20 protein-coding genes and 1 tRNA gene are annotated in these 21,862 nt (G+C 68.0%); 13 read left to right on the forward strand and 8 right to left on the reverse strand.

Going from position 1 to position 21,862, the window contains the following annotated elements; translation table 11 throughout:
• Window positions 1-51 precede the first annotated feature (51 nt).
• The 3 genes from GVY39_RS08130 to GVY39_RS08140 all read right to left on the reverse strand — a co-directional run bounded on the left by GVY39_RS08130 (window position 52) and on the right by GVY39_RS08140 (window position 1,881).
• A tRNA-Ser gene (locus GVY39_RS08130) sits at window positions 52-136 on the reverse strand.
• 24 nt (window positions 137-160) lie between these two features.
• Window positions 161-571 carry a MarR family winged helix-turn-helix transcriptional regulator gene (locus tag GVY39_RS08135; RefSeq protein ID WP_195069944.1) on the reverse strand — a complete coding sequence of 137 codons (411 nt, stop codon included), beginning with the start codon at window positions 569-571 and terminating at the stop codon, window positions 161-163.
• A gap of 131 nt (window positions 572-702) precedes the next feature.
• Window positions 703-1,881, reverse strand: coding sequence for a lactate 2-monooxygenase (locus tag GVY39_RS08140; protein ID WP_159922610.1), 1,179 nt, complete (start codon window positions 1,879-1,881; stop codon window positions 703-705).
• Between the two features lie 156 nt (window positions 1,882-2,037).
• Between GVY39_RS08140 and GVY39_RS08145 the strand changes: the two genes are divergently transcribed.
• Window positions 2,038-3,042, forward strand: a complete 1,005-nt coding sequence (locus tag GVY39_RS08145; RefSeq protein WP_159922607.1) for an NAD(P)H-quinone oxidoreductase — start codon at window positions 2,038-2,040, stop codon at window positions 3,040-3,042.
• Between the two features lie 15 nt (window positions 3,043-3,057).
• On the opposite strand, the gene GVY39_RS08150 is transcribed toward GVY39_RS08145, so the two are convergent.
• Window positions 3,058-4,260, reverse strand: coding sequence for a cysteine desulfurase-like protein (locus GVY39_RS08150; RefSeq protein WP_159922605.1), 1,203 nt, complete (start codon window positions 4,258-4,260; stop codon window positions 3,058-3,060).
• Between the two features lie 252 nt (window positions 4,261-4,512).
• On the opposite strand from GVY39_RS08150, the gene GVY39_RS08155 reads away from it, so the two are divergent.
• The 7 genes from GVY39_RS08155 to GVY39_RS08185 all read left to right on the forward strand — a co-directional run bounded on the left by GVY39_RS08155 (window position 4,513) and on the right by GVY39_RS08185 (window position 11,382).
• On the forward strand, window positions 4,513-5,118 hold the full coding sequence (locus tag GVY39_RS08155) for a bacterial proteasome activator family protein (RefSeq protein ID WP_159922603.1): 606 nt from the start codon (window positions 4,513-4,515) through the stop codon (window positions 5,116-5,118).
• A gap of 224 nt (window positions 5,119-5,342) precedes the next feature.
• On the forward strand, window positions 5,343-6,224 hold the full coding sequence (locus tag GVY39_RS08160) for an ABC transporter permease (RefSeq protein ID WP_195069795.1): 882 nt from the start codon (window positions 5,343-5,345) through the stop codon (window positions 6,222-6,224).
• 10 nt (window positions 6,225-6,234) lie between these two features.
• Window positions 6,235-7,092, forward strand: coding sequence for an ABC transporter ATP-binding protein (locus GVY39_RS08165; protein WP_159922601.1), 858 nt, complete (start codon window positions 6,235-6,237; stop codon window positions 7,090-7,092).
• 187 nt (window positions 7,093-7,279) lie between these two features.
• Window positions 7,280-8,308, forward strand: a complete 1,029-nt coding sequence (locus GVY39_RS08170) for a glycosyltransferase (protein ID WP_236565363.1) — start codon at window positions 7,280-7,282, stop codon at window positions 8,306-8,308.
• A gap of 279 nt (window positions 8,309-8,587) precedes the next feature.
• The gene (gene rsgA / locus GVY39_RS08175; RefSeq protein WP_159922599.1) at window positions 8,588-9,634 is read left to right on the forward strand and encodes a ribosome small subunit-dependent GTPase A; all 1,047 of its coding nucleotides are present in this window, start codon (window positions 8,588-8,590) and stop codon (window positions 9,632-9,634) included.
• Between the two features lie 56 nt (window positions 9,635-9,690).
• The gene (locus tag GVY39_RS34300; protein WP_223519974.1) at window positions 9,691-10,386 is read left to right on the forward strand and encodes a hypothetical protein; all 696 of its coding nucleotides are present in this window, start codon (window positions 9,691-9,693) and stop codon (window positions 10,384-10,386) included.
• A 144-nt stretch (window positions 10,387-10,530) separates the two neighbouring features.
• Complete coding sequence (locus GVY39_RS08185) at window positions 10,531-11,382, forward strand: NAD(P)-dependent oxidoreductase (RefSeq protein ID WP_159922597.1); 852 nt, start codon at window positions 10,531-10,533, stop codon at window positions 11,380-11,382.
• A gap of 94 nt (window positions 11,383-11,476) precedes the next feature.
• Here the strand turns inward: GVY39_RS08185 and GVY39_RS08190 are convergent, their stop codons facing one another.
• Complete coding sequence (locus GVY39_RS08190; RefSeq protein WP_159922595.1) at window positions 11,477-13,390, reverse strand: glycosyltransferase; 1,914 nt, start codon at window positions 13,388-13,390, stop codon at window positions 11,477-11,479.
• A 134-nt stretch (window positions 13,391-13,524) separates the two neighbouring features.
• Complete coding sequence (locus GVY39_RS08195) at window positions 13,525-14,061, reverse strand: GtrA family protein (protein WP_159922593.1); 537 nt, start codon at window positions 14,059-14,061, stop codon at window positions 13,525-13,527.
• A gap of 147 nt (window positions 14,062-14,208) precedes the next feature.
• Here GVY39_RS08195 and GVY39_RS08200 point away from each other — a divergent pair, with 147 nt between their 5' ends.
• The gene (locus GVY39_RS08200; RefSeq protein ID WP_159922591.1) at window positions 14,209-15,201 is read left to right on the forward strand and encodes a glycosyltransferase; all 993 of its coding nucleotides are present in this window, start codon (window positions 14,209-14,211) and stop codon (window positions 15,199-15,201) included.
• Entirely contained in the window at window positions 15,198-16,793 is a 1,596-nt protein-coding gene (locus GVY39_RS08205; protein ID WP_159922589.1) for a DUF2142 domain-containing protein, read from the forward strand. The genes GVY39_RS08200 and GVY39_RS08205 overlap by 4 nt, the downstream gene beginning before the upstream one ends.
• Before the next feature lie 58 nt (window positions 16,794-16,851).
• Here the strand turns inward: GVY39_RS08205 and rfbB are convergent, their stop codons facing one another.
• Window positions 16,852-17,868 (reverse strand): dTDP-glucose 4,6-dehydratase, encoded by a 1,017-nt coding sequence (gene rfbB / locus GVY39_RS08210; protein WP_159922587.1) that lies wholly within the window; start codon window positions 17,866-17,868, stop codon window positions 16,852-16,854.
• Window positions 17,869-18,175: 307 nt separating this feature from the next.
• Between rfbB and GVY39_RS08215 the strand changes: the two genes are divergently transcribed.
• Window positions 18,176-18,886, forward strand: coding sequence for a hypothetical protein (locus tag GVY39_RS08215; protein ID WP_159922585.1), 711 nt, complete (start codon window positions 18,176-18,178; stop codon window positions 18,884-18,886).
• Between the two features lie 284 nt (window positions 18,887-19,170).
• Here the strand turns inward: GVY39_RS08215 and GVY39_RS08220 are convergent, their stop codons facing one another.
• Window positions 19,171-20,160 carry an alpha/beta hydrolase gene (locus tag GVY39_RS08220; protein WP_159922583.1) on the reverse strand — a complete coding sequence of 330 codons (990 nt, stop codon included), beginning with the start codon at window positions 20,158-20,160 and terminating at the stop codon, window positions 19,171-19,173.
• Between the two features lie 228 nt (window positions 20,161-20,388).
• Here GVY39_RS08220 and rfbA point away from each other — a divergent pair, with 228 nt between their 5' ends.
• Together rfbA and GVY39_RS08230 are read left to right on the forward strand one after the other, a co-directional pair.
• On the forward strand, window positions 20,389-21,261 hold the full coding sequence (gene rfbA / locus GVY39_RS08225) for a glucose-1-phosphate thymidylyltransferase RfbA (protein WP_159922581.1): 873 nt from the start codon (window positions 20,389-20,391) through the stop codon (window positions 21,259-21,261).
• Between the two features lie 2 nt (window positions 21,262-21,263).
• A complete protein-coding gene (locus tag GVY39_RS08230; RefSeq protein ID WP_159922680.1) occupies window positions 21,264-21,812 on the forward strand; it encodes a dTDP-4-dehydrorhamnose 3,5-epimerase family protein in 549 nt (182 codons plus the stop codon).
• The last annotated feature ends 50 nt before the right edge of the window (window positions 21,813-21,862 follow it).

A 21,862-nucleotide genomic window follows, 5' to 3' on the forward strand; every position in this document is an offset into this window, starting at 1 on the left:
GGAAGCCCGGTGCTTGTCCATGCCACGAAGATCGAAGTGCCGGTTTCTTTGCGGAGACGGAGGGATTTGAACCCCCGGTCGCTCTCGCGACGCTCGCTTTCAAGGCGAGTGCATTCGGCCGCTCTGCCACGTCTCCAGGGACCTGATCGTAGCGGACGCCTCAGCCGGAGTGCTTGCCGATTTCCTCGTCGACGCGTTCGAAGACGTCACCGATCACTTCGAGCTGGGCGGGGGCCAGCAGGTCGATGAAGTGGCGGCGGACGGCTTCGACGTGGCCGGGCGCTGCGGCTTCGAGGCGGCGCATGCCCTCGTCGGTGAGTTCGGCGAGCACCCCGCGGCCGTCCTCGAGGCAGGTGTTGCGGCGGACCATCCGCTGGGCCTCCAGCCGCCGGATCTGATGGGTCAGCTTGCTGCGTGAGGACAACACGCCGTCGGCCAGCTCGCTCATCCGCAACGAGCGGTCGGGCGCCTCGGAGAGCAGGACCAGAATCCGGTATTCGGCGACGGTCAGGTCACTATCCCGCTGCAACTGACGATTCAGCGCCGTCATCAGGCGCTGGTGGCCGTCCATGTACGCGCGCCAGGCACGCTGCTGGGCCGGGGTCAGCCAGCGGGGCTCGGCCACGACACGACCGCTCGGTTCGGGATGCACGGTGGCCATTCTATGCCCGGCGAACTGCGAAAATGATCGGCTGCCGCAGGTCAGCGCACCATGGACAGCAGTGCGCGGCTCACCGCGGCCGGGTTCGTGCAGCCGGAGAGGCCGAGCGCGGAGTCGAAATCGGCGAGGAGGATTCGAAGCGCGTGCCGAGCCCCGGTGGCGCCGGCGAGGCCGAGGCCATAGGCCCACGGCCGCCCGTACAGCACGGCCTTCGCACCCAGGGCCAGCGCGACGAGCACGTCGGAACCGGTGCGCACTCCGGAGTCGAACAGCACGTCGGCACGGTCGCCGATGGTGGCGACCACCGCGGGGAGCGCGTCCAGCGCCGCGATCGAGCCGTCCACCTGACGGCCGCCGTGATTGCTCACGACCACCGCGTCGGCGCCCGCGTCCACCACCTGGCGCGCGTCGTCGGGATGCAGGATGCCCTTCACCGCTATCGGGAGGTCGGTCCATTCGCGCAGCCGCGCCAGATCGGCGAGCCGCAGCGTGTGGTTGCCGAACAGCCCGGCCCAGATGAGGATGGCCGTCCGCATCGCCTCGTCGCTCTCCTCCGGTGCGGCGGCGAGTTTGCCCCGGAACACCGGGTCGGACAGGTAGTTGGCGATGCCTTTGCCGTGCAGGAACGGCAGGTGCGCGTGTTCCAGGTCGCGCGGCCGCCAGCCGAGGGTGGGGGTGTCCACGGTGACCACGATCGCCGAAGCTCCGGCCCGCTCGGCACGCCGGACGAACGAGCACGCCAGTTCGTCGTCCGCGGGCCAGTACAACTGGTACCACCACGCACCGGCCGCCGCGCCCACGTCCTCGATGGTCGAGGAGGCCGCGGTGGACAGCACCGTGCCGATGCCGAGTTCCTTGGCGACCTCGGCCACGATCACCTCGCCGCCCTCGTGCAACAGTTCGAGGACGCCGATCGGCGCGGTCAGCACGGGCGCGGCCAGCTTGGTGCCGAGCACCTCGACCGACAGATCCCGGGCGCCCGGGCCGGTGGAGCCGCGCAGCATCCGGGGAAGCAGGCGGTAGCGGTCGAAGGCGGACCGATTGGCCGCGGCGGTGCGCTCCGCGGACGCGCTGCCCGCGACGTACGCGAAGGCGACCGGATCCAGCCGCTCCCGCGCGAGCGATTCCAAACCCGCGGCGGTCATGGGCAACTCGGGGGTCACGCCACCCAGCCCGCCCAGGTAGATCTCGTTCTGAAAGTCGATGAAGCCGCCGCTCACCCCCGGAACGGTAGTCCGTGACGCCGGTCACCGCAGGCCGCTTGCCAGATTGCGTTCCCGCGTTCCGTTTCCGCGCCACGCTCGCCGCACCGCGCCCATCGGTCCGACTCGGGGGTCCGCGCGCAGCGCCGCGTACCGGCGGAGCACTATGGCACGGTGCGCGCGATAGATCTGAAGAGTTTCGGCGGCCCCGAGGTGATGTCCTGGGCCGAGGTGCCGGATCCGGCGCCCGGACCTGGGGAAGTGCTGATCGAGGTGGCCGCGGCGGGCGTCAACCGTGCCGATCTGTTGCAACGTCAGGGTTATTACCCGCCGCCGCCCGGCGCCAGCCCGTTCCCCGGCCTCGAATGTTCCGGTGTCATCGCCGAAATCGGCGACGGAGTGCGTGAGTGGACGGTGGGCGATCGGGTCTGCGCGCTGCTTTCCGGCGGTGGTTACGCCGAACGGGTGGTGGTGCCCGCGACGCAGGTGCTCGCGGTTCCGGACGGCATGGACCTGGGCGCGGCGGCCGGGTTGCCCGAAGTGGCGGCGACCGTGTGGTCGAACCTCGTGATGACCGCCGATCTGCGCGCGAACCAGCTGGTGCTGGTCCACGGCGGCGGCAGCGGGATCGGCACGCACGCCATCCAGGTCGCCCGCGCCCTCGGCGCTCGGGTGGCGGTGACCGCCGGATCGGCCGAGAAGCTGGCGCGCTGCGCGGAGCTGGGGGCGAGCGTGCTGATCAACTACAAGGAGGACGACTTCGTCGCGGCGGTGCGCGCCGAGGAGTCCGGCGCGGGCGGCCCCGGCGCGGACGTCATCCTGGACAACATGGGCGCGGCCTATCTGGGGCGCAACGTCGACGCGCTGGCCGAGCACGGCAAATTGGTGGTGATCGGCATGCAGGGCGGGGTGAGCGCCGAGCTGAATCTGGGTGCGCTGCTGCGTAAGTGGGGCACCGTCCACGCCACCAACGTGCGCGCGCGGCCCGCCACCGGTATCGGCAGCAAGGCCGAGATCGTCGCCGAGGTGCGCGGCCGGCTGTGGCCGCTGATCGCCGACGGCACGGTCGCGCCGGTCATCGCCGCCGAACTGCCGATCGAGGAGGCCGCCGACGCGCACCAGCTGCTGGACTCCGGTGAGGTGTTCGGCAAGGTGGTGCTGCGGGTGAAGGAACTCTGAGGGCGGCGGCGCCGCTCACTCCAGCGCCAGCAGCGCTCTGCCGAGCTGGTCGATCTCGAACTTGGTGGTGTAGGGCGCGAGGCCGATGGTCACCGCGCCGCCCTCGTCGTTGACGCCGAGCGCGTCCAGCAGCCTGCTGCCGCCGTGCACGCCGCTGACCGTGCCGATCCGGTTGTCGGCGAGCTTGGCCGCGACCTTCTCCGCCTGCATGCCCGCCAGCGTGAAGCTGACCGTGGGTATGCGGGTGGACGCGCGGCCGATCACGGTGAGACTCGGGATCGAGTCCAGCACACTCATCAAGTGCTCGAACAGCTGGTCGTGATAGTCCTGCAACGAGGTGATCGACATCTCCAGGCGTTCGCGCCGAGTGCCGCGCGCTCGCTCGTCCAGCCCGGCCAGGAAGTCGATCGAGGTGGTCAGGCCGGCCAGCAGCGCGTACTGATGCCCGCCGACCTCGAGTCTTTCGGCGCCCTTCGCATAAGGGTTCAACGACATGGACGGGATCCGGTCCAAGAACGCGGGGTCTCGGAAGACCAGCGCGCCGATCTGCGGACCGCCCCATGCCGGTGCGCTCAACGCGACGACGTCGGCATTCAGTTCATCGATGTCGATCAGGGCGTAGGGCGCGGCGCCGAACGCGTCGGCCACCAGCAGACCGCCCACCTCGTGCACCCGGTCCGCGGCAACCCGCACGGCGGGAGCGGAGCCGACGATCGGCGAGGCGGCGGTGAGCGCGACCAGTCGCGCGGTGGGCCCGATCAGTTCCTCGAATTGCCACGACGGCATCTCACAGGTCTCGATCTCCACCTCGGCCCAGCGCACGTGCGCGCCGTAGCGGTTGGCGATGCGCAGCCACGGCGCGACGTTGGCCTCGTCGTCCAGCCGGGACAGCACGATGCCGGTGCCGAGGCCGAGCCGGGAACTCAGCGATTCGGCGAGCCAGGCCAGCAGGACCGCGCGGTCGGGACCGAGCACGACGCCCGCCGGATCTCCGCCGACCAGGTCCGCGACCGCTTCGCGGGCCGCGTCCAGGATCGCTGCGCTGCGCACGGCCGCGCCGTGGCGTCCGATATGCGAAAAGGAAGAGGTTCGAAAACCCGTCGAAACCGCGCGGGATACCGCGTCCGGAACCAGCATGCCGGCTTGCGGGTCGAAATGGATCCAGCCGTCGCCCAGGGACGGTATCAGGCCCCGAACCCGCGCGACGTCGTAAGTCATGCTGGCCACTCTAAGGGCAGCGGGCGAGCCTGTGTAACCGCGTTCCCCTCCGCATCGTGGCGAGAGCACAGCGACCTGGGACTCAGCATGGCGACCGACTTTCGACAAATCCGAACCACACGACCCGAACAGAATAGAACGCCGACCTCGCACGGCGGCGTGGACCGGTGACGGGCGCCGAACCCCGTACCGACGCCCGGCGCGGGAGCACCGGCTTAGCGCGTTCGGACCGGACACGACATGATAGGGACCATGACGCACTCGGATGAGGCACCGGACCACATCGTCGTTGTCGGACCCGACGGCAGGCCGTTGGCCATCCCGGCGGCAGCCGGATCGGATGCGCCCTTCACCGCGCAGGTGGTGACCGACGACGATAGTAAGGACAAGTCGGACGACCGGGGCGACTCCGGCGAAGCGCTCGCCGACATGGTCGAGCAGCCCGCGAAGGTCATGCGGATCGGCACGATGATCAAGCAGCTGCTGGAGGAGGTACGGGCCGCTCCCCTGGACGACGCCAGCCGCATTCGCCTCAAGGAGATCCACAAGTCCTCGGTGCGTGAGCTGGAGCAGGGGCTCGCCCCCGAACTGCGGGAGGAGCTCGAGCGGCTCACCCTGCCGTTCACCGACGACACCGCCCCGACCGACGCCGAGCTGCGGATCGCCCAAGCCCAGCTGGTCGGCTGGCTGGAGGGCCTGTTCCACGGCATCCAGACCGCGCTGTTCGCCCAGCAGATGGCGGCCCGCGCCCAGCTCGAACAGATGCGTCAGGGCGCGTTGCCGCCCGGCATCCACGCCGCCGACCCGCGCGGCGGCCAGGCCGGCCACGTCACCGGCGGTTCCGGCCAGTACCTGTGAGACCGGCGACGCGGTGTGCCACACGGTGGTCGTAAGCCGCAGGGGTAGTCTCGTGCACCGTGCCCGCCGCTGCCGCTCGCTCCGACTCGGTCTCCGACCCGGGTGCGGTGCGTCCTGAAGAGAGCTCAGTTGGTTCCGATGACCAAGCGCGTTCAGATGACAGCTCGCCGACCTCCTCGGCCGAGCACACGGTGCGTTCCGGCGACGACTCACCGGAGTCTCCGGTGAGCGCGGCCGCGCCGCAGGCGCAGACCCTGCACTCCGGAGCCACCGAGGCGAAGATCGTCTCGGACTCCCAGACGTTCCGGCGGGCGTTCCAGGACTTCGCGGGCGGATTCTCCCAGCGTGAGCTGTGGCTTTCGCTCGGCTGGCAGGACATCAAGCAGCGTTACCGCCGCTCGGTGCTCGGCCCGTTCTGGATCACCATCGCCACCGGCCTGCAAGCCATCGCGATGGGCGTGCTGTACGCGGCGCTGCTCGGCCAGCCGCTGCGCGAGTACCTGCCCTACGTGACCGTCGGGTTGATCATCTGGAATGTGATCCAGGCGAGCATCCTCGAGGGCTCGGAGGTCTTCATCGCCAACGAGGGCCTGATCAAACAGCTCCCTTCCGCGCTGAGCGTGCACGTCTACCGGCTGGTGTGGCGGCAGCTGCTGTTCTTCGCCCACAACATGGTCATCTACGTGGTGATGCTCGCCGCGTTCGGCGTCTGGCGCAATCTCGGTGTGGCCAGCCTGATGGCGATCCCGGCGATCGTGCTGATCTTCCTGAATTCCATGTGGGTGTCGATCGTGTTCGGCATTTTCAGCACCCGCTACCGCGATATCGCGCCGATTCTCGGCAGCACCACGCTGATGCTTTTCGTGCTGACTCCGGTCATGTGGACGACGAAGACCCTGGAATCGCAGATCGGCACCGGCGATCGCGCGAAACTGGCCGAGATCGTGCCGACGTTCCACTATCTCGAAATCGTCCGGGCGCCCCTGCTCGGCGAACCTCAGGAACTGCGGCATTGGCTGATCGTCGGCGCGATCACCCTGGTGGGCTGGGTCGTGGCGATCTTCGCCATGAAGCAGTACCGTTCGCGCGTGCCGTACTGGGTATAGGAGCGCCCCGATGAGTCGTGTGAGTATCGAAACCCAGGACGCCTGGGTCGAATTCCCGATCTTCGACGCCAAATCGCGGTCGTTGAAAAAGGCGTTCCTCGGCAAGGCGGGCGGCGCGATCGGGCGCAACAAGTCCGACGTCGTCGTGGTCGAGGCACTGCGGGAGATCAACCTCTCGCTGCGCGAAGGCGACCGGGTCGGCCTGGTCGGCCACAACGGGGCGGGCAAATCGACGCTGCTGCGCCTGCTTTCGGGCATCTACGAACCCTCGCGCGGCAGCGCGCGCATCCGCGGGCGGGTCGCGCCGGTGTTCGACCTCGGCGTCGGCATGGACCCGGAGATCTCCGGCTACGAGAACATCATCATCCGCGGCCTGTTCCTCGGGCAGACACGCAAGCAGATGCTGGCGAAGATCGATGAGATCGCCGATTTCACCGAGCTCGGCGAGTACCTGTCCATGCCGCTGCGCACCTATTCCACCGGTATGCGCGTGCGCCTGGCCATGGGCGTGGTCACCTCGATCGATCCGGAGATCCTGCTGCTCGACGAGGGCATCGGCGCGGTGGACGCGGAATTCATGAAGAAGGCCCGGCTGCGGTTGCAGTCGTTGGTGGCGCGTTCCGGCATCCTGGTCTTCGCCAGCCATTCCAACGAATTCCTCGCGCAGCTGTGCGATACGGCGCTGTGGATCGATCACGGTCAGATCCGCCTGCGTGGCGGCATCGAAGAAGTGGTGCGAGCCTATGAGGGGCCGGAGGCGGGGAATCACGTCGCGACCGTGTTGCGCGAAATGGAAGCAGAACGGGCCGCCTCGACCGAGCCGGCGGCCGGGGCGAACGAACGAGAATTGGAGCGGAACCAGGCATGAGTGGTCAGGCCCGGAGGCGGCAGCGAAGTGTGACCACGCAGGGCCCCACTCATGCCGACAACAGGCACAGCATGAGTGGTCAGGCCCGGAGGCGGCAGCGAAAGGCGACCACGCAGGGCCCCACTCATGCCGACAACAGGCACAGCATGAGTGGTCAGGCCCGGAGGCGGCAGCGAAAGGCGACAGCATGAGTGAGCCGACCGGGCAGGACACCCCGATCGACGAAGGGGCGCAAGCCCGGATCGGCTCCGCGCCGGAGGAGGGCGTCGAACTCGACGACCTCACCGCCCCGCTCCCGACGGAATCCGCGACGCCGAAGCCGGACTCGCAGCAGCGCATCGTGGCCGTCGTCGTCACGCACAAGCGCCGCGAACTGCTCGCCGAGTCGCTGAAGGTCGTCGCGTCCCAGTCCCGGCCGGTGGATCACCTGATCGTGGTCGACAACGGCAACGAGCCGGAGGTCGCCGACCTGGTGCGCGACCAGCCGGTGGAATCGACCTACCTGGGCTCGGCGCACAACCTCGGCGGTGCGGGCGGATTCGCGCTCGGCATGCTGCACGCGCTGAGCATGGGCGCGGACTGGGTGTGGCTGGCCGACGACGACGGCAGGCCCGAAGGTCCCGACGTGCTGTCGGTCCTGTTGGACTGCGCGAACCGGCACGGCCTGGTCGAGGTCTCACCCGTGGTCTGCGATATCGATGAACCCGACCGCCTCGCCTTCCCGCTGCGCCGCGGCGTGGTCTGGCGACGGCTGCGGTCGGAACTCGGCGACGAGGATTTCCTGCCCGGCATAGCCTCGCTGTTCAACGGCGCGCTCATCTCCGCGCAGGCGGTCGACGTGATCGGCGTGCCGGATCTGCGCCTGTTCGTGCGCGGCGACGAGGTGGAGGTGCATCGCAGGCTGGTGCGTTCCGGGCTGCCGTTCGGCACCTGCCTGCAGACGGCGTATCTGCATCCCAACGGCGCGGCCGAGTTCAAGCCGATTCTCGGCGGCCGGATGCATACGCAATACCCCGACGATCCGGTGAAGCGCTACTTCACCTACCGCAACCGCGGTTACCTGATGTCCCAGCCCGGCATGCGAAAACTGCTGCCGCAGGAATGGATCCGTTTCTCCTGGTTCTTCCTGGTCACCCGTCGCGACCCGGCCGGCCTGAAGGAATGGTTCCACCTCCGCTCCCTCGGTCGCCACGAGCAGTTCGGCAAGCCCGACTGATCGGTGGACTCGCACACTCGGTCCCTGCCATCGGCTCAGCGGGTGCGAGGCGCACGTTCCGATAGATGGAACGGAAATTCGGTTGTGCGGAGCGCGGGCGAGTGCCAGAGTTGGTGCACTGCGAGAGAAGTAAGGAGGTGTGGACCGTGTCGAGGAACGTTCGGTTTGTCGTGTCTTGGCGAGCTGACCTCGGTCATGCCGCCACACGAAACTCCTGCTCATTCTCCGCTCGCTGAACCCCTCGTCGGGTTCAGCGCCCGACGAAGGATTCCTTCCATCATGGTCGACCACGACCTTCTCGTCCCTTACGGCTGGACCGAAGCCGTTTCCGCCCGGTACGCCTCGATGATCGAGGAAGGCTGTGTGCCCGCGCGAGTGATCCGCATGGATCGCAGTGAATGCGACGTGGCCACGCCGACCGGGCTCGCTCGCGCCCGCTGCCCGCGCCCGGATTCCGAGGTCAGCGGGCTGTGCACCGGAGACTGGGTGACCGTCGACGCCACCTCGGCGGTACGCGGGTTGCTCCCGCGCCGGTCGGCGATCGTGCGGTCGTCGGTATCCGGCCGGTCGCAGGGCCAGGTGCTCGCCGCCAATGTCGACACTGTTCTGATCTGCACCGCCGCCGACGGCGACGTGGACCTCGGCCGCATCGAACGCATGCTCGCGGTGGTCTGGGAAAGCGATGCCCAGCCGATCGTGGTGCTCACCAAAGCCGACGCGGCCTATGACGTCCCGGTCGAGGAGGTGCGCGCCGTCGCGCCCGGCGCGGCCGTGCTCGAGGTGAGCGCGAACACCGGCGCGGGCCTCGATGTGCTCACCGCGATGCTCGGGGGCACCGTCGCCTTGATCGGGCCCTCCGGTGCTGGGAAGTCGACCCTCGCCAACGCACTGCTCGGCGCGGAGATCTTCGCCACCAACGCGGTCCGCGACGTGGACAAGAAGGGCAGGCACACCACGGTGCACCGGGAGTTGCGCCCCCTTCCCGGCGGCGGCACGCTGATCGATACCCCTGGGCTGCGCGGTATCGGATTATGGGACGCGACCGAAGGGATCGAGAAGACCTTCAGCGACATCGAATCCCTTGCCGCTCAGTGCCGTTTCGGCGATTGCGCACACCGCGGCGAACCGGGGTGCGCGGTGCGGGAGGCGATCGACAACGGCGAGCTCACCCAGCGCAGGCTAGACAGTTACAACAAGCTGGCGCGGGAGAACGAGTGGATGCAGGCGCGCACCGACAAGCGGCTGCAAGCCGAACGCGATCGGGCTTGGCGGGGCATCACCAAGCAGCACCGCAAGATGTTCCGGGAGAAGAACTCGCGACGCTGATCGAGCGGGGGCACGGTAGGGTGCCCCTCGCATCGTTCGCTATCTGGGAGGGATAGATGAGTCAACCCGGCGGGTACCCGCCACACGGCCAGCAGCCCGGCCAATGGCCTGGGCAGCCGGCGTTCGGTCAGCAGCCGGCAGTCGGCCAGTACCCGCCTCCGCAGGCGCCCGCGCAGTACGGGCCGCCCGCGGGGCAGCATCCGAGCCAACCGCATCTCGCTCAACCCCAGCTGGGGCAGCCGCCGTACGGACAACCCGCGCCGCAATACGGCCAGCCGCAGCCATACGGTCAGCCCCAGCAGTTCGGGCAGCCGCAACCGTACGGCCAGCCCCAGCAGTTCGCTCCGCAGCAGGGCTATGGCCAGCCCGCCGACCCGCCCGGCATCACCATCGATGCCTCGTACTCGATCTGGACGTTCCTGCTCGCGCTGACCAAGCCGAAGATCCTGGTCAACGGCCAGCGCGTGCCCAACACCCGCTGGGGCGCGAATCACATCCCGGTCGGGCCCGGCCAGTATCACGTCCGGGTCACCACCCCGTGGTTGTTCGACATGGGTCCGGCGAATGTGACCGTGCCGATCGCCGAGGGACAGGCCACGCGGTTCTACTACAAAGCGCCGGTGGTGATCTTCCTCAACGGCGCGATCGGACCGGTTCCGCAGAAGGCGCCGGGCATGTTGTTCCTGTACATCGTCTGGGCATTGGTCGCAGTGATGTTCCTGCTGAACATCCTGATCATCGCCACGATCTGAATCGCGGAGAGGGCACCGGCGCGCCGGTGCCCTCTCTTCGCACACCCTATGCAACTGGTTGCATAGGGTGGTGGTTTACGATTGGTCTGCAAGCGCGTACAGCCGCCGGCTGCTGCCCGCGGCGGAAACGAAGGAGCAGGTCACATGACGGAACCGGGATCCAAGCCGCTAGCGGGCCGGACGATGATCATGTCCGGCGGCAGCCGCGGCATCGGGCTGGAGATCGCCAAGCGGGCCGCGGCCGACGGCGCCGACATCACGCTGATCGCGAAGACCGATCAGCCGCATCCCAAGCTTCCCGGCACCATCCACACCGCCGCCGCGGAACTCGAGGCGGCGGGCGGGCAGGTACTGCCGTTCGTGGGTGACGTCCGGATCGACGAGTCGGTGGCCGAGGCGGTCCGGCAGACGGTGGAGCGCTTCGGCGGCATCGACATCGTGGTGAACAACGCCTCCGCGATCGACTTGTCCCCCACGGACGCGCTGCCGATGAAGAAGTACGACTTGATGCAGGACATCAACTGCCGGGGCAGCTTCCTGCTGTCCAAGCTGAGCATCCCGCATCTGCGCGAATCCGCGAAGGCGGGGCGCAACCCGCACATTCTCACCCTGTCCCCGCCGCTGAACCTGGACCCGAAGTGGGCGGGCATGGCGCTGGGTTACACCATCGCCAAGTACGGAATGTCATTGACCACGCTGGGGCTGGCCGAGGAACTGAAGAACGACGGCATCGGCGTCAACTCACTGTGGCCGCGCACCACCATCGCGACCGCCGCGGTGAAGAACCTGCTCGGCGGCGAGGAGATGATCTCCACCTCGCGCACCCCCGACATCTACGCCGACGCCGCCTACCTGGTGCTCACCTCGCCCGGCAAGGAGAACAGCGGCAACTTCTATATCGATGACGAGGTCCTGGCCGCCCACGGCATCACCGACCTGGACAGGTACCGCGTCACCCCGGGCGACGGCGAACTCACCACCGACCTCTTTCTCTGACCTCTGACCGCCTCCAGGCCGCAGTCAGGTGCCGCGACGGCGGCCGACAGTGGGGAATGGGCAAGTCAGCCCGTCCCCCACGTACCAACGCCGATCAGCTGTCGCGCCGGGAGTTCTCGATCCCGTACAACCGCTCCCAGTTCTCCCGGCTGGTGAGCTCCGGCATGGCGGCGCGGTACTGCGCCTGCAGGGCGGGCAGTTCCCGGCGCAAACGACGCAGCACGCGCACCATGCGGCGCAGCAACCGCATCGCGCGGGCCTTGTCGCGCCTGCGCACCCGGACGCCGGACTGCGAGGCGTCGGTGACCACCACGTGGTCGAACAGCGAGACATGCCACCAGTAGGCGTCTTCCCTGGTGACGCCGATGATGCCGTGCTGGGTGCGGCCCAGCCACTGGTTGATCGCGCGCTTGATCAGCACCAGCAGCGCGCGGCTGGGTTCCCCACCGGCTCGACGCAGGGTGATGTCCGCCGAGCGGACCGGCGGCGTCGCAGCGGGGTGCTTGATCGTCTCGGGGTAGTCGGCCCGGCTGGTGCGCGCGGCGGCCAGCGCTTCGATACCGCCGTCCCGCAACACCTTCGGGCCCTCGAGGAAGTCCTCGATGCCCTGCAAAGTGGTGTGCACCAAGCCGTACTGCATCGCCACCAGCTGCTCGGACATCTCCCGGAACAGCTTTCGGCTGATCTCCTTCCCGTCCAGTTCCGCGTGCATGGAACCGACGATCAGCGAGTTGCGCGTGCTGAAGTAGCGCGCCCAGTCGTCGTAATCCTTCCAGTAGAAGTCCGCGTGCCAGACCGCGGCGTTGGGCAGCGTGACGGTGACGAAACCGTGCTCGCGCGCCCGGACGCCGTACTCCACGTCGTCCCACTGGAAGAAGATCGGGATCGGCAGGCCGATCTTCGCGACCACCTCGGCCGGGATGAGGCAGGTCCACCACGCGTTGTAGCCAGCGTCCACGCGGCGTTCCTGGTTCTTCTTCAGCATGCTCGTGTTGCGCAGCGCCTTCGGCACCTTCTGGCCGTGCCGCAGCCGGTGCAGGTGCACCTCCTCCGCGCCGACGTTGAGGTAGTCGGGGTTGAGCAGGAACAGCATCTGCGCGCCGACCAGCGTCGGCTCGACCGTCAGGTTGGCGAACGCGTTGAGGCGCAGCACCGTCTCCGGCTCGCACAGGATGTCGTCGTCCATCAGGATGACGTCGGCGTGCTCGTTGACCGCGGACACCTCGTAGAGCCCGCGGGTGAAGCCGCCCGCCCCGCCGAGGTTCGGCTGGCGCAGGTAGCGCAGCTTTCCTTCGAAGACCGGCACGACCTCCTGGTAGCGCGGCCGGTTCTCGACCAGATCGGTGCCTTGGTCGACCACGTACACCGCGTCGATCGCGGCGAGCACGGTCGGGTCGGAGGCGAGCGCCGCGACCGTCTCGGCGCAGTCCGCCGCGCGGTTGAAGGTGCAGATCGCGATGGCGACCGGGCGAACGCGCTCCGGCGCGACGGCGGTCCAGGTCAGCTCCGCGATGCCGAGCGCGCCGCCGATGGCGTCGAACTCCAGCCACAGCGCGCCGCCGTCGACGTACTGGTCGAGCGGGGCGCTCAGCGTCACCGAGCCGCTCGCGTCGACCCGGGCGTTGTCGATGATTCTGCGGTGGCCCGCGATGTCGGAGGCCACCAGGCGGATCTTCGCCTTGGCGACCACGTCGAGCACCATGGTGACCCGTACTTCGGTGACCGTGGTCCAGCGCTGCCAGTAGCTGGCGGCGAACCGGCCGAAGTAGGTGTTCGTGTGCGCGGTCGCGCCCTTGTCCAATCTCAGTGTGAGGCGTTCCCGGTGCGCGCCGCCCTTCACGACGGCGTACAGCTCGTCGCTCACTCGCGCCGACGGACCGGTGAAGATACCGCGCTGCAGCACTAGCCGGTCCGGCGCCCGATGGTCGGCCCGCAGCGCGGCAGGCGCCTCAGCGGCCGTCGAGCGATCGTTTGTTTCGGTAACGGCCTCGATAGCCGACTGATCCATGAAATCCTCGAAATTCTCATTGTGCCGGACGGGACAGACACGCCCCTCGATGCCTTCACGGCGGGGGTGAGGATATCAACCGCCCTCTGCGCTTGCCCGCCGTACAGCCACGCCGACGTGTGCTCGAACAATTGCTAAACGTTCGCCGATTCGTTTTCGGTGGCGCTGCCCGTGCCTGCGCGCGTCCCGGTGAAGACGAACTTGTCGTAAGCCCAGTACCGGAACACCACGGCCACGATCTGCCCGATCAACGTACCGGAGATGTTGTCCGACAGCGGGCTGGACAGGTCGAGCACGTACCGGGAGAAGCCGAGACAGCCCAGTTGCAGGCCGATCGCGACCACGTTGAACACGGCGTACAACAGGTATTCGCGCCCGGGATTGTCGGTCTGTTTGTGCGCGAAGGTCCACCACTTGTTACCGAAATAGGTCACCACCGTCGCCACCGCGATCGCGATGATCTTGGCCGGGAGTGGGTAGTGATAGAGCACGCCCTCGCCACCCCAGAAGACCAGGAGGTTGTACGTGCCCGCGTCGACCAGGAAACCGATCGCGCCGACCACCAGGAAAGCGCCGCCTCTGCGCAGCGCGGTGAGCACCTTGCGAAGGACCGTTGCGGTCTCCTGCGTGACTGGCTCGCCCGCGGGTGCGGTGGACTCACTGGATGGCACCGCCCGACGGTACCGCAGGCTCGGGGAACCGCCCGCGAGGGTGAATTCCGCTCCCGCGCGCGGTGAGGTCGGCCACGCACGAGCTGTGAGTTGCCTGTACCCTCCCCGTGTTCCCACATTCACCACCGATCGCGAGGATTGACCCGGGTGGACTCCACCGAGCTCCGTATTGCCGCCGTGGTTCCGTGTCACAACGAAGAGGCTTCGGTCGCCAAGGTCGTAGCCGATCTGCAGGCCGCTGTGCCGGGAATCGTCGTCTACGTCTACGACAATCTGAGCACGGACAAGACCGCCGAACGGGCCCGTGAGGCCGGGGCGATCGTGCGGCACGAACACACCAAGGGCAAGGGCAATGTGGTGCGCCGCGCCTTCGCCGACATCGAGGCCGACGTGTACTTGATGATCGACGGCGACGACACCTACGAGGCCTCCGCCGCGCCGCTGATGATCAAGACGCTGCTGGACGGCCCCTACGACCACGTGCTCGGGGTGCGCAAGCAGGACGAAGGCGCCTCGGCCTACCGCACGGGACACGAGACCGGCAACAAGGTGCTCAACGGCGTGGTCGGAAAGGTGTTCGGCGACAACGTCGAAGACATGCTCTCCGGCTTCCGGGTGTTCTCCCGGCGGTTCGTCAAGAGCTTCCCCGCCGTGTCGCGCGAGTTCGAGATCGAGACCGAGCTCACCGTGCATTCGTTGCACCTGCGGGTGCCGCAGACCGCCGTTCCGGTCGGCTTCCGCGATCGCCCGGCGGGCAGCGAGAGCAAACTGCGCACCTACCACGACGGGTTCAAGATCCTCGCCCTGATCATCGGGCTGGCCCGGCACGAGCGGCCGGTCGCGTTCTACGGCTTGTTCGGCACGCTGAGCTGGCTGGTGTCGATCATCCTGACCATTCCGATCGTCGTCGAGTTCTACAACACCCACGAGGTGCCGCGATTCCCGACGCTGTTCCTCGGTTTCACGCTGTTGCTGCTCGGCAGCCTCGCGTGGACCGCGGGCCTGATCCTCGACGGCATCCGCCGTTCCCGTCACGAGGCCGCGCGCCTGGTCTACCTGCGCTACGCCGCGGTGGGCGCGGAGGACTTCCGCACCTCCGGCGACGGCGCTGCTGCCCGTGACGGCGGAGCCCTGCGTTGACGACCTCGGCGGATCCGACCGCGACGCCGGACAAGGATCTGAACGAGCCCGCGGACACCGCACCGCTACCCGCGACCGACACCGCACCGCTACCGGCGGTGGACGCCGAGGCCGCGAAGGCCACCGGCACGGACCGGGCGGCCCGAGGTTTCGCACACCGAATGGTGACGCGACTAGGCGGGGCGACGATCGCCTTCACCCTGCTGGCAACGATCTTCGGCGCGCTGTTCACCGTCCTCACCCCGCCGTTCTGGGGTCATGACGAGATCACGCAGTTCGGCCGGGCCTACCAAGTCGCGCACGGCGGATTGCTGCCCCAGCGGATCCACGACGATCGTGGTGTCGCCTACGGCGGCGATGTCCCGTCCAGCATCACCGTGCTCATGGGCTACGCGCTGAAGGACTACACCACCAACCCGGACGAGCCCGACCCCATGGTGGGCGACCCCGGCCGCTACGACCAGTTGACCGGAGCCGCGGTCTCGGACGCCACCGAACCGGTCTGGTTCACCAATACCGCCGCCTACTCGCCGGTCCCTTACATCCCGGCCGCTATCGGCATCCGCCTCGGCGAGCTCTTCGGACTCGACGTGGGCGGCCTGCTCCTGCTCACCCGCCTCGCCGGGCTGGTGGCCTACCTCGCGGTGGTCGGGTTCGGGCTGTACGCGTTGCGCGCCCACCGGGTGCAATGGCTGGCGTTCACCGTCGCGGCGCTGCCGATCGCGGTGTTCCAAGCGGGCACGGTGACCGCCGACACGATGACCAACGCGCTGGCCATCATGGTCTCCGCGCTGCTGGTGAAAGCCATGTTCCTCGGCGAGCGACTGAACCGGGTCGAGATCGGCGCGCTGTTGGCCGCGACGATCCTGCTGCCGGTGAGCAAGCCGACCTACGTGCTGCTCGCGCTGCTGGTGGCCCTGGTGCCCGCCGATCGGTTCGGGTTCAGTGGCTGGCGGCGCGGGATCCCGTGGGCGTTCGCCGCGACCGGCGCGCTCGCCTTCGCGGTGTGGATGAAGATCGCGGCGCCGACCGGCGACGGCATGGGCCTGATGCGGCCGCAGCACCAGTGGCACTCGGTGCGTCCGGGCGACCAGCTCAGCGGCATCCTGCGCGATCCACCGGAGTTCGCGCACGTGTTCGGCGAGAGCATCGCGCTGCGTGACCAGCGCTGGTTCAGTCAGTTCTTCGGGGAACTCGGCTTCGCCTACGTCGACGTGCCCGCCCTCTCCATGCTGGCCTGCCTGCTGGCGTTCGCGGTGAGCATCGGCATCGCCGAACGGATGACCGCTCCGGCCTTCCGCCGCACCCTGATCGTCGCGCTCACCATGGCCGCGAGCGTCGCGATGATCTACGTGACCCTCTACATGTCGTTCACGCCGGTCGGCTACTACATCGTCGACGGCGTGCAGGGCCGCTATTTCGTGCCCCTGGCGATCGTCGCGCTCGCGGTGCTGCTGCGCTGGATGCCGTTGCGGCTCACCGATTCCGCGGGGAAGACCCCCGCGCTGGGCCCGGCCGTCACCGTACTGGTGGCGACGAGTGTGGCGCTGGTCGCGGCGGCGGCGAAGTACTACACCATCGTGTGGGGCTGAGCGGCAGGAGAATTCGACAGTGGCGCTCCGGGGCTGGTCCCCGGGGCGCCACTGTCGTTCAGTCGCCCGCCGTGCTGAGCGTCCGCTCGCCTGCCGCGAGATAGGCGCGCTCGGTGTCGGCCTTGTATGGGCGCCACCAGGCTTCGTTGTCCCGGTACCACCGGATGGTCGCCGCCAAGCCGGCGCGGAAGTCCGCGTACCGGGGCCGCCAACCGAGTTCGGAACGCAGCAGTGTGGCGTCGATGGCGTAGCGCTGGTCGTGGCCGGGCCGGTCGGTCACGTGGTCGAAATCGTCGGGGTCGCGGCCGAATTCCGTGAGGATCATCCGCACCACGGACTTGTTGTCGAGCTGGCCGTCGGCGCCGATCAGATAGGTCTGCCCGATCCGGCCGCGGCGCAGGATCTCCCACACGGCGCGGTTGTGGTCGTCGACGTGGATCCAGTCGCGTACCTGGTGCCCCGCCCCGTAGAGCCGAGGACGCACGCCATCGATCAAGTTCGTGATCTGGCGCGGAATGAACTTCTCCACGTGCTGATAGGGCCCGTAGTTGTTACTGCAGTTGGAGATCGTGGCCCGCACGCCGAACGAGCGGGTCCACGCGCGCACCAGCAGATCGCTCGAGGCTTTGGTGGCCGAGTAGGGGCTGGACGGGTTGTACGGCGTGGTCTCGGTGAACGCCGGGTCGTCCGGGGCGAGGTCGCCGTAGACCTCGTCGGTCGACACGTGGTGGTAGCGCACATCGTGCCTGCGCACGGCTTGCAGCAAGGAGTAAGTGCCGATGATGTTGGTCTGTACGAACGGCCACGGCTCGGCGAGGGAGTTGTCGTTGTGCGACTCCGCGGCGAAATGCACCACCGCGTCGACCCCGCTGACCAGTTCGTCCACCAGGTCGAGGTCGGCGATGTCACCGTGCACGAAGTCGATGCGGTCGGCCACCGGCCCCAGCGAGACCCGGTTCCCCGCGTAGGTCAGGGCATCCAGGACGATGACGGTCGTATCCGGATGGTCGGACACGACCTGCTGGACGAAGTTCGCGCCGATGAACCCGGCGCCGCCGGTGACGAGCAATCGCACCCCATGACTGTACGTGGGGCCGGGTCGCCCCGACGACGGACTCGGGAACCGGTGCGGCGGAAGGCCCACCAGGTTTTCCAACTGTGACCTTCGTCTCACCTTGTTCCCAGAGGCTGGAACGCGCGGAGCGGTCTATTTCTGGAAATCCCCGGTCAGCCCCCACATTTCCGCGACCCCACCATGTCGTGAGTCACGGCGGTGAACAAAATTTGAATAAATAGTCACAACGGGTTCACCACTCGTTAGCTGGTCTAGATTTTGCTCATCTAGTCCCCTCCGAACGCTTTCACATCGAGGTTCCAAACAAATGCTGATGAGGAAATTCGCCGCGACGTCGGCACTGCTGATCGCGGCCCTCGGCGTCACCGCCGGCACCGTGAACGCGGCTCCGGCCGCCGAAGCCGAAAACGGCGCGGTGAACTTCACCGCGCAGACCACCGACACCCAGTCCATCATCTCGACCGATGCCGGTTCCATGGTCGTGGAGGATGGTGTCTTCAAGGTCAAGGCCGCCAACGGTGATGTCCTCACCGGCATGCCGCTGACCTTCCGGGTGGACGAGTTCGAGTTCCCGATCGCTGCCGAGATCGCGGACCGCACCGCCACCCTGACCCCGCAGTTCGACCTGGCGCACGCGACTTACAAGCCGGTCGCCCTCCCGTTCGAGGACAAGGCGCCGTGGAAGAGCGAGTACGACCGTGAGGTCGCCGCGTTCAACCGCTTGAAGGACACCATCTCCACCGGTGCCGCCATCGGCACCCTGGTCGGCGGCATCGGCGGCGGCGCCGTCGGTTGCGTGCTCGGCGGCATCGCCGGCGCCACCGTTGCCTCGGCGACCATCATCGGCCTGTTCGGCCCGTTCATCCCGGCCGCCGCCATCGGCTGCCTCGGCGGCATCCTCGCCATCGGCGCGCTCGGCACCCTGGCGGGCCAGCTGCTGATCACCGCCCCGGTCGCGATCGGTGCGGCGATCCAGTACTTCACCACGATCAACCAGCCGTTCACGCCCGCCAAGTAAGCATCGGCTGAACGCACACAACTGAATTCGAAAACGGAAGCCCCGTCCGCGTTATCACGCGGGCGGGGCTCCGTTATTCCTATCGCTGGCCCGAAGGTGAACACTCGCTGAACAAAATGGAACTTATTGATTTTCCCCGGGCTGACCTGCACTATCAAGAACAGATAACATCGATCCGAATCCAGAGTGCCCTGGGCGCACGCGCCGAACGGCGCACCTTGGACAGGACGCGAGCCCCGTCCCGGCGCGATGCGGGGCGAGGCTCGCCTCGAAAGGCCGAACGGTCAAGCCGTTCGTGCCTGTTGGTCGTCCGCGACGCGGGCCCGCACGAAACGCGAGACCCGCGCCAACGCCGCCCTGCTCTCCTGCAGGCCCGGCGCGATGCTCATGAAGGCGTGGACCTGGCCGCGCCACAGCTCCAGCGCGTTCGGCACGCCCGCGGCGGTGAGCCGCTGCGCCATCAACTCGGAATCGAACCGGAGCACCTCGTCCTCCGCCGCGACCAGCAGCACGGGCGGAAGCGCGGACAGCGTCGCGTTGACCGGCGAAAGACTCGGATCGAGCAACCCGTCGACCTCGGCGCCGATGCGCACCACCGCTTGCAACGCCGACAACGGGATGTACGGGTCTCGCGAAACATTCACGTAGTCCCGCTTCGCCGCGTAGTCCAGGTCGAGCAGCGGGCTCAGGCCGACCAACCCGGCCGGCGCGGGCAGTCCCGACTCCAGGGCCAGCAGCGCCGTCGCGAAGGTGAGGTATCCGCCCGCCGAGTCGCCCGCGAAGACGATCCGCGCCGGATCCGCGCCATGGCGCAGCAGCCAGCGGTAGGCGGCCAGGCAGTCGTGCACCGAGTGGGTGATGCGCGTGCCGGGCAACTGGCGGTACTCGACGTTGATCACTGGCAGCCCGGTGCGGCGGGCCAGGCTCGCGGCGATCGGCCGGTGGCTGCGGGTACTGCAGATCGCGAAGCCGCCGCCGTGCATGTAGAGCACCGCGCCGTGGCGTAGCGCACGCGCCGCACCGGCCGGGCGAAGGATCTCCAAGCGCAGACCGTGCAGCGTCACCTGTTCTCGATCGATGCCCTGCGGCTGCGGACGCAATCGCGCCAGCCCGTCCACCGTGGCGGCGCCGAACGGAATGGTCGCCCTGGTGACCGGCAGCGTCCGCAGCATCGGCCGCACCACGCCCATGCAGGCGGCCAGCAGCAAGCGCGATTGCGCGCTGGGGCCTTCTGGATTCATCACCACGCCGGGCTCGCCGTCTCTGCTCGCCATCGCGCACCTACCTAACAACTGGCGCGCCGAATCACGACCGGACCGAGGTCGCCCAGGCGAGCTGTCGGCGCTGACATCTCACGCAGTGTCTTTTCAGAACACCACGCGCACCGTGACCTACGCAACAGAATCGCTCGATACCCCCGGAAGCGAAACGATCGTGACCGAATCGAGGACTACTCGGAACCTCACCGAATCCCGGCGCCGTGAAACTGGCAGACTCCATGCATGCGCGGAATCATCTTGGCGGGCGGCACCGGCTCCCGGTTGCACCCGATCACGCGCGGGGTGAGCAAGCAGCTGGTCCCGGTCTACGACAAACCGATGGTCTACTACCCCCTTTCCACGCTGATGCTCGCGGGGATCAGGGACATCCTGGTGATCACCACCCCCGAGGACGCAGCGGCGTTCCGGCGGCTGCTCGGCGACGGCGCCCAGCTCGGGCTGTCGCTGAGCTACGTCATCCAGCCGGAGCCGGACGGCCTGGCCAGGGCCTTCGTCCTCGGAGCCGACCACATCGGCGGTGATTGCGCGGCGTTGGTACTCGGCGACAACATCTTTCACGGCCCCGGCCTGGGCACCAGTCTCAATCGCTTCCACGGGATCGACGGCGGCGCGGTGTTCGCCTACTGGGTGTCCGACCCGACCGCCTACGGCGTCGTGGAGTTCACCGAGGGACGCGCGGTGTCGATCGAAGAGAAGCCGAAGGTCCCGCGGTCGAACTACGCCATTCCGGGCCTGTACTTCTACGACAACGACGTGGTGGAGATCGCCCGTTCGCTACGTCCGTCGGCGCGGGGCGAGTACGAGATCACCGACATCAATCGCGCCTACCTGGAGCAGGATCGGCTGAGTGTGGACGTGCTCGCCCGCGGCACCGCCTGGCTGGACACCGGCACCTTCGATTCCCTGCTCGACGCGGCCAATTACGTGCGCACCATCGAGGAGCGGCAGGGCCTGAAGATCGGCGTGCCCGAGGAGGTGGCCTGGCGGATGGGCTTCATAGACGACGATCAGTTGTGCAGGCTCGCCGAACCGATGGTCCGTTCCGGTTACGGCCGCTACCTGCTCGATCTGCTCGAACGCGGACGGGACTGGTGAGCATGGAATTCCGGGAACTCGCGGTGCCCGGCGCGTGGGTGATCACTCCGCGCCAGCACGGTGACGATCGCGGCATGTTCCTCGAAGGGTTCAAGGCCTCGGAGTTCGAGAAGGCGACGGGGCGGCCGTTCGACCTGCGGCAGGTGAACTGTTCGGTGTCGGCGGCCGGGGTGCTGCGCGGCATCCACTACACCGAGGACCCGCCGGGTCAGGCCAAGTACGTGACCTGTGTGCGCGGCGCGTTCCTCGACGTGGTCGTGGATCTGCGCCGCGGCTCGCCGACCTACGGGCGCTGGGACAGCGTGCTGCTCGACGACGTCGACCGCCGCTCGGTGTTCCTGTCCGAAGGACTCGGCCACGCGATCCTGTCCCTGGAAGACGGATCGACGGTCACCTACCTGTGCTCCCTGGAATATCAGCCCGAGTTCGACCACAACATCGATGCGTTCGACCCCACGCTGAGCATCGAGTGGCCGCGGGTGGGGCGGGACGGCCGTGAACTCACCTTCGTCCGCTCCGCGAAAGACACTGTCGCGCCGCCATTTTCCTGAGCCGCTGACGGCACAGCGGACATAGCCGGTCGAAACCCGCACCGGCAGAG

The sequence above is a fragment of the Nocardia sp. CY15 genome (assembly GCF_009829295.1).
In the GTDB taxonomy this organism is placed as follows: Bacteria; Actinomycetota; Actinomycetes; order Mycobacteriales; family Mycobacteriaceae; genus Nocardia; species Nocardia sputi.

Bases quoted from the DNA above. Each gene is read 5' to 3' on its own strand.
- GVY39_RS08135 (WP_195069944.1), bottom strand. From the start codon at position 571: ATGGACGGCCACCAGCGCCTGATGACGGCGCTGAATCGTCAGTTGCAG.
- GVY39_RS08150 (WP_159922605.1), bottom strand. From the start codon at position 4,260: ATGACTTACGACGTCGCGCGGGTTCGGGGCCTGATACCGTCCCTGGGC.
- GVY39_RS08170 (WP_236565363.1), top strand. From the start codon at position 7,280: ATGAGTGAGCCGACCGGGCAGGACACCCCGATCGACGAAGGGGCGCAA.
- GVY39_RS08220 (WP_159922583.1), bottom strand. From the start codon at position 20,160: ATGGCGAGCAGAGACGGCGAGCCCGGCGTGGTGATGAATCCAGAAGGC.
- GVY39_RS34300 (WP_223519974.1), top strand. From the start codon at position 9,691: ATGAGTCAACCCGGCGGGTACCCGCCACACGGCCAGCAGCCCGGCCAA.
- GVY39_RS08165 (WP_159922601.1), top strand. From the start codon at position 6,235: ATGAGTCGTGTGAGTATCGAAACCCAGGACGCCTGGGTCGAATTCCCG.
- GVY39_RS08155 (WP_159922603.1), top strand. From the start codon at position 4,513: ATGACGCACTCGGATGAGGCACCGGACCACATCGTCGTTGTCGGACCC.
- GVY39_RS08230 (WP_159922680.1), top strand. From the start codon at position 21,264: ATGGAATTCCGGGAACTCGCGGTGCCCGGCGCGTGGGTGATCACTCCG.
- GVY39_RS08185 (WP_159922597.1), top strand. From the start codon at position 10,531: ATGACGGAACCGGGATCCAAGCCGCTAGCGGGCCGGACGATGATCATG.
- rsgA (WP_159922599.1), top strand. From the start codon at position 8,588: ATGGTCGACCACGACCTTCTCGTCCCTTACGGCTGGACCGAAGCCGTT.
- GVY39_RS08215 (WP_159922585.1), top strand. From the start codon at position 18,176: ATGCTGATGAGGAAATTCGCCGCGACGTCGGCACTGCTGATCGCGGCC.
- GVY39_RS08190 (WP_159922595.1), bottom strand. From the start codon at position 13,390: ATGGATCAGTCGGCTATCGAGGCCGTTACCGAAACAAACGATCGCTCG.
- rfbA (WP_159922581.1), top strand. From the start codon at position 20,389: ATGCGCGGAATCATCTTGGCGGGCGGCACCGGCTCCCGGTTGCACCCG.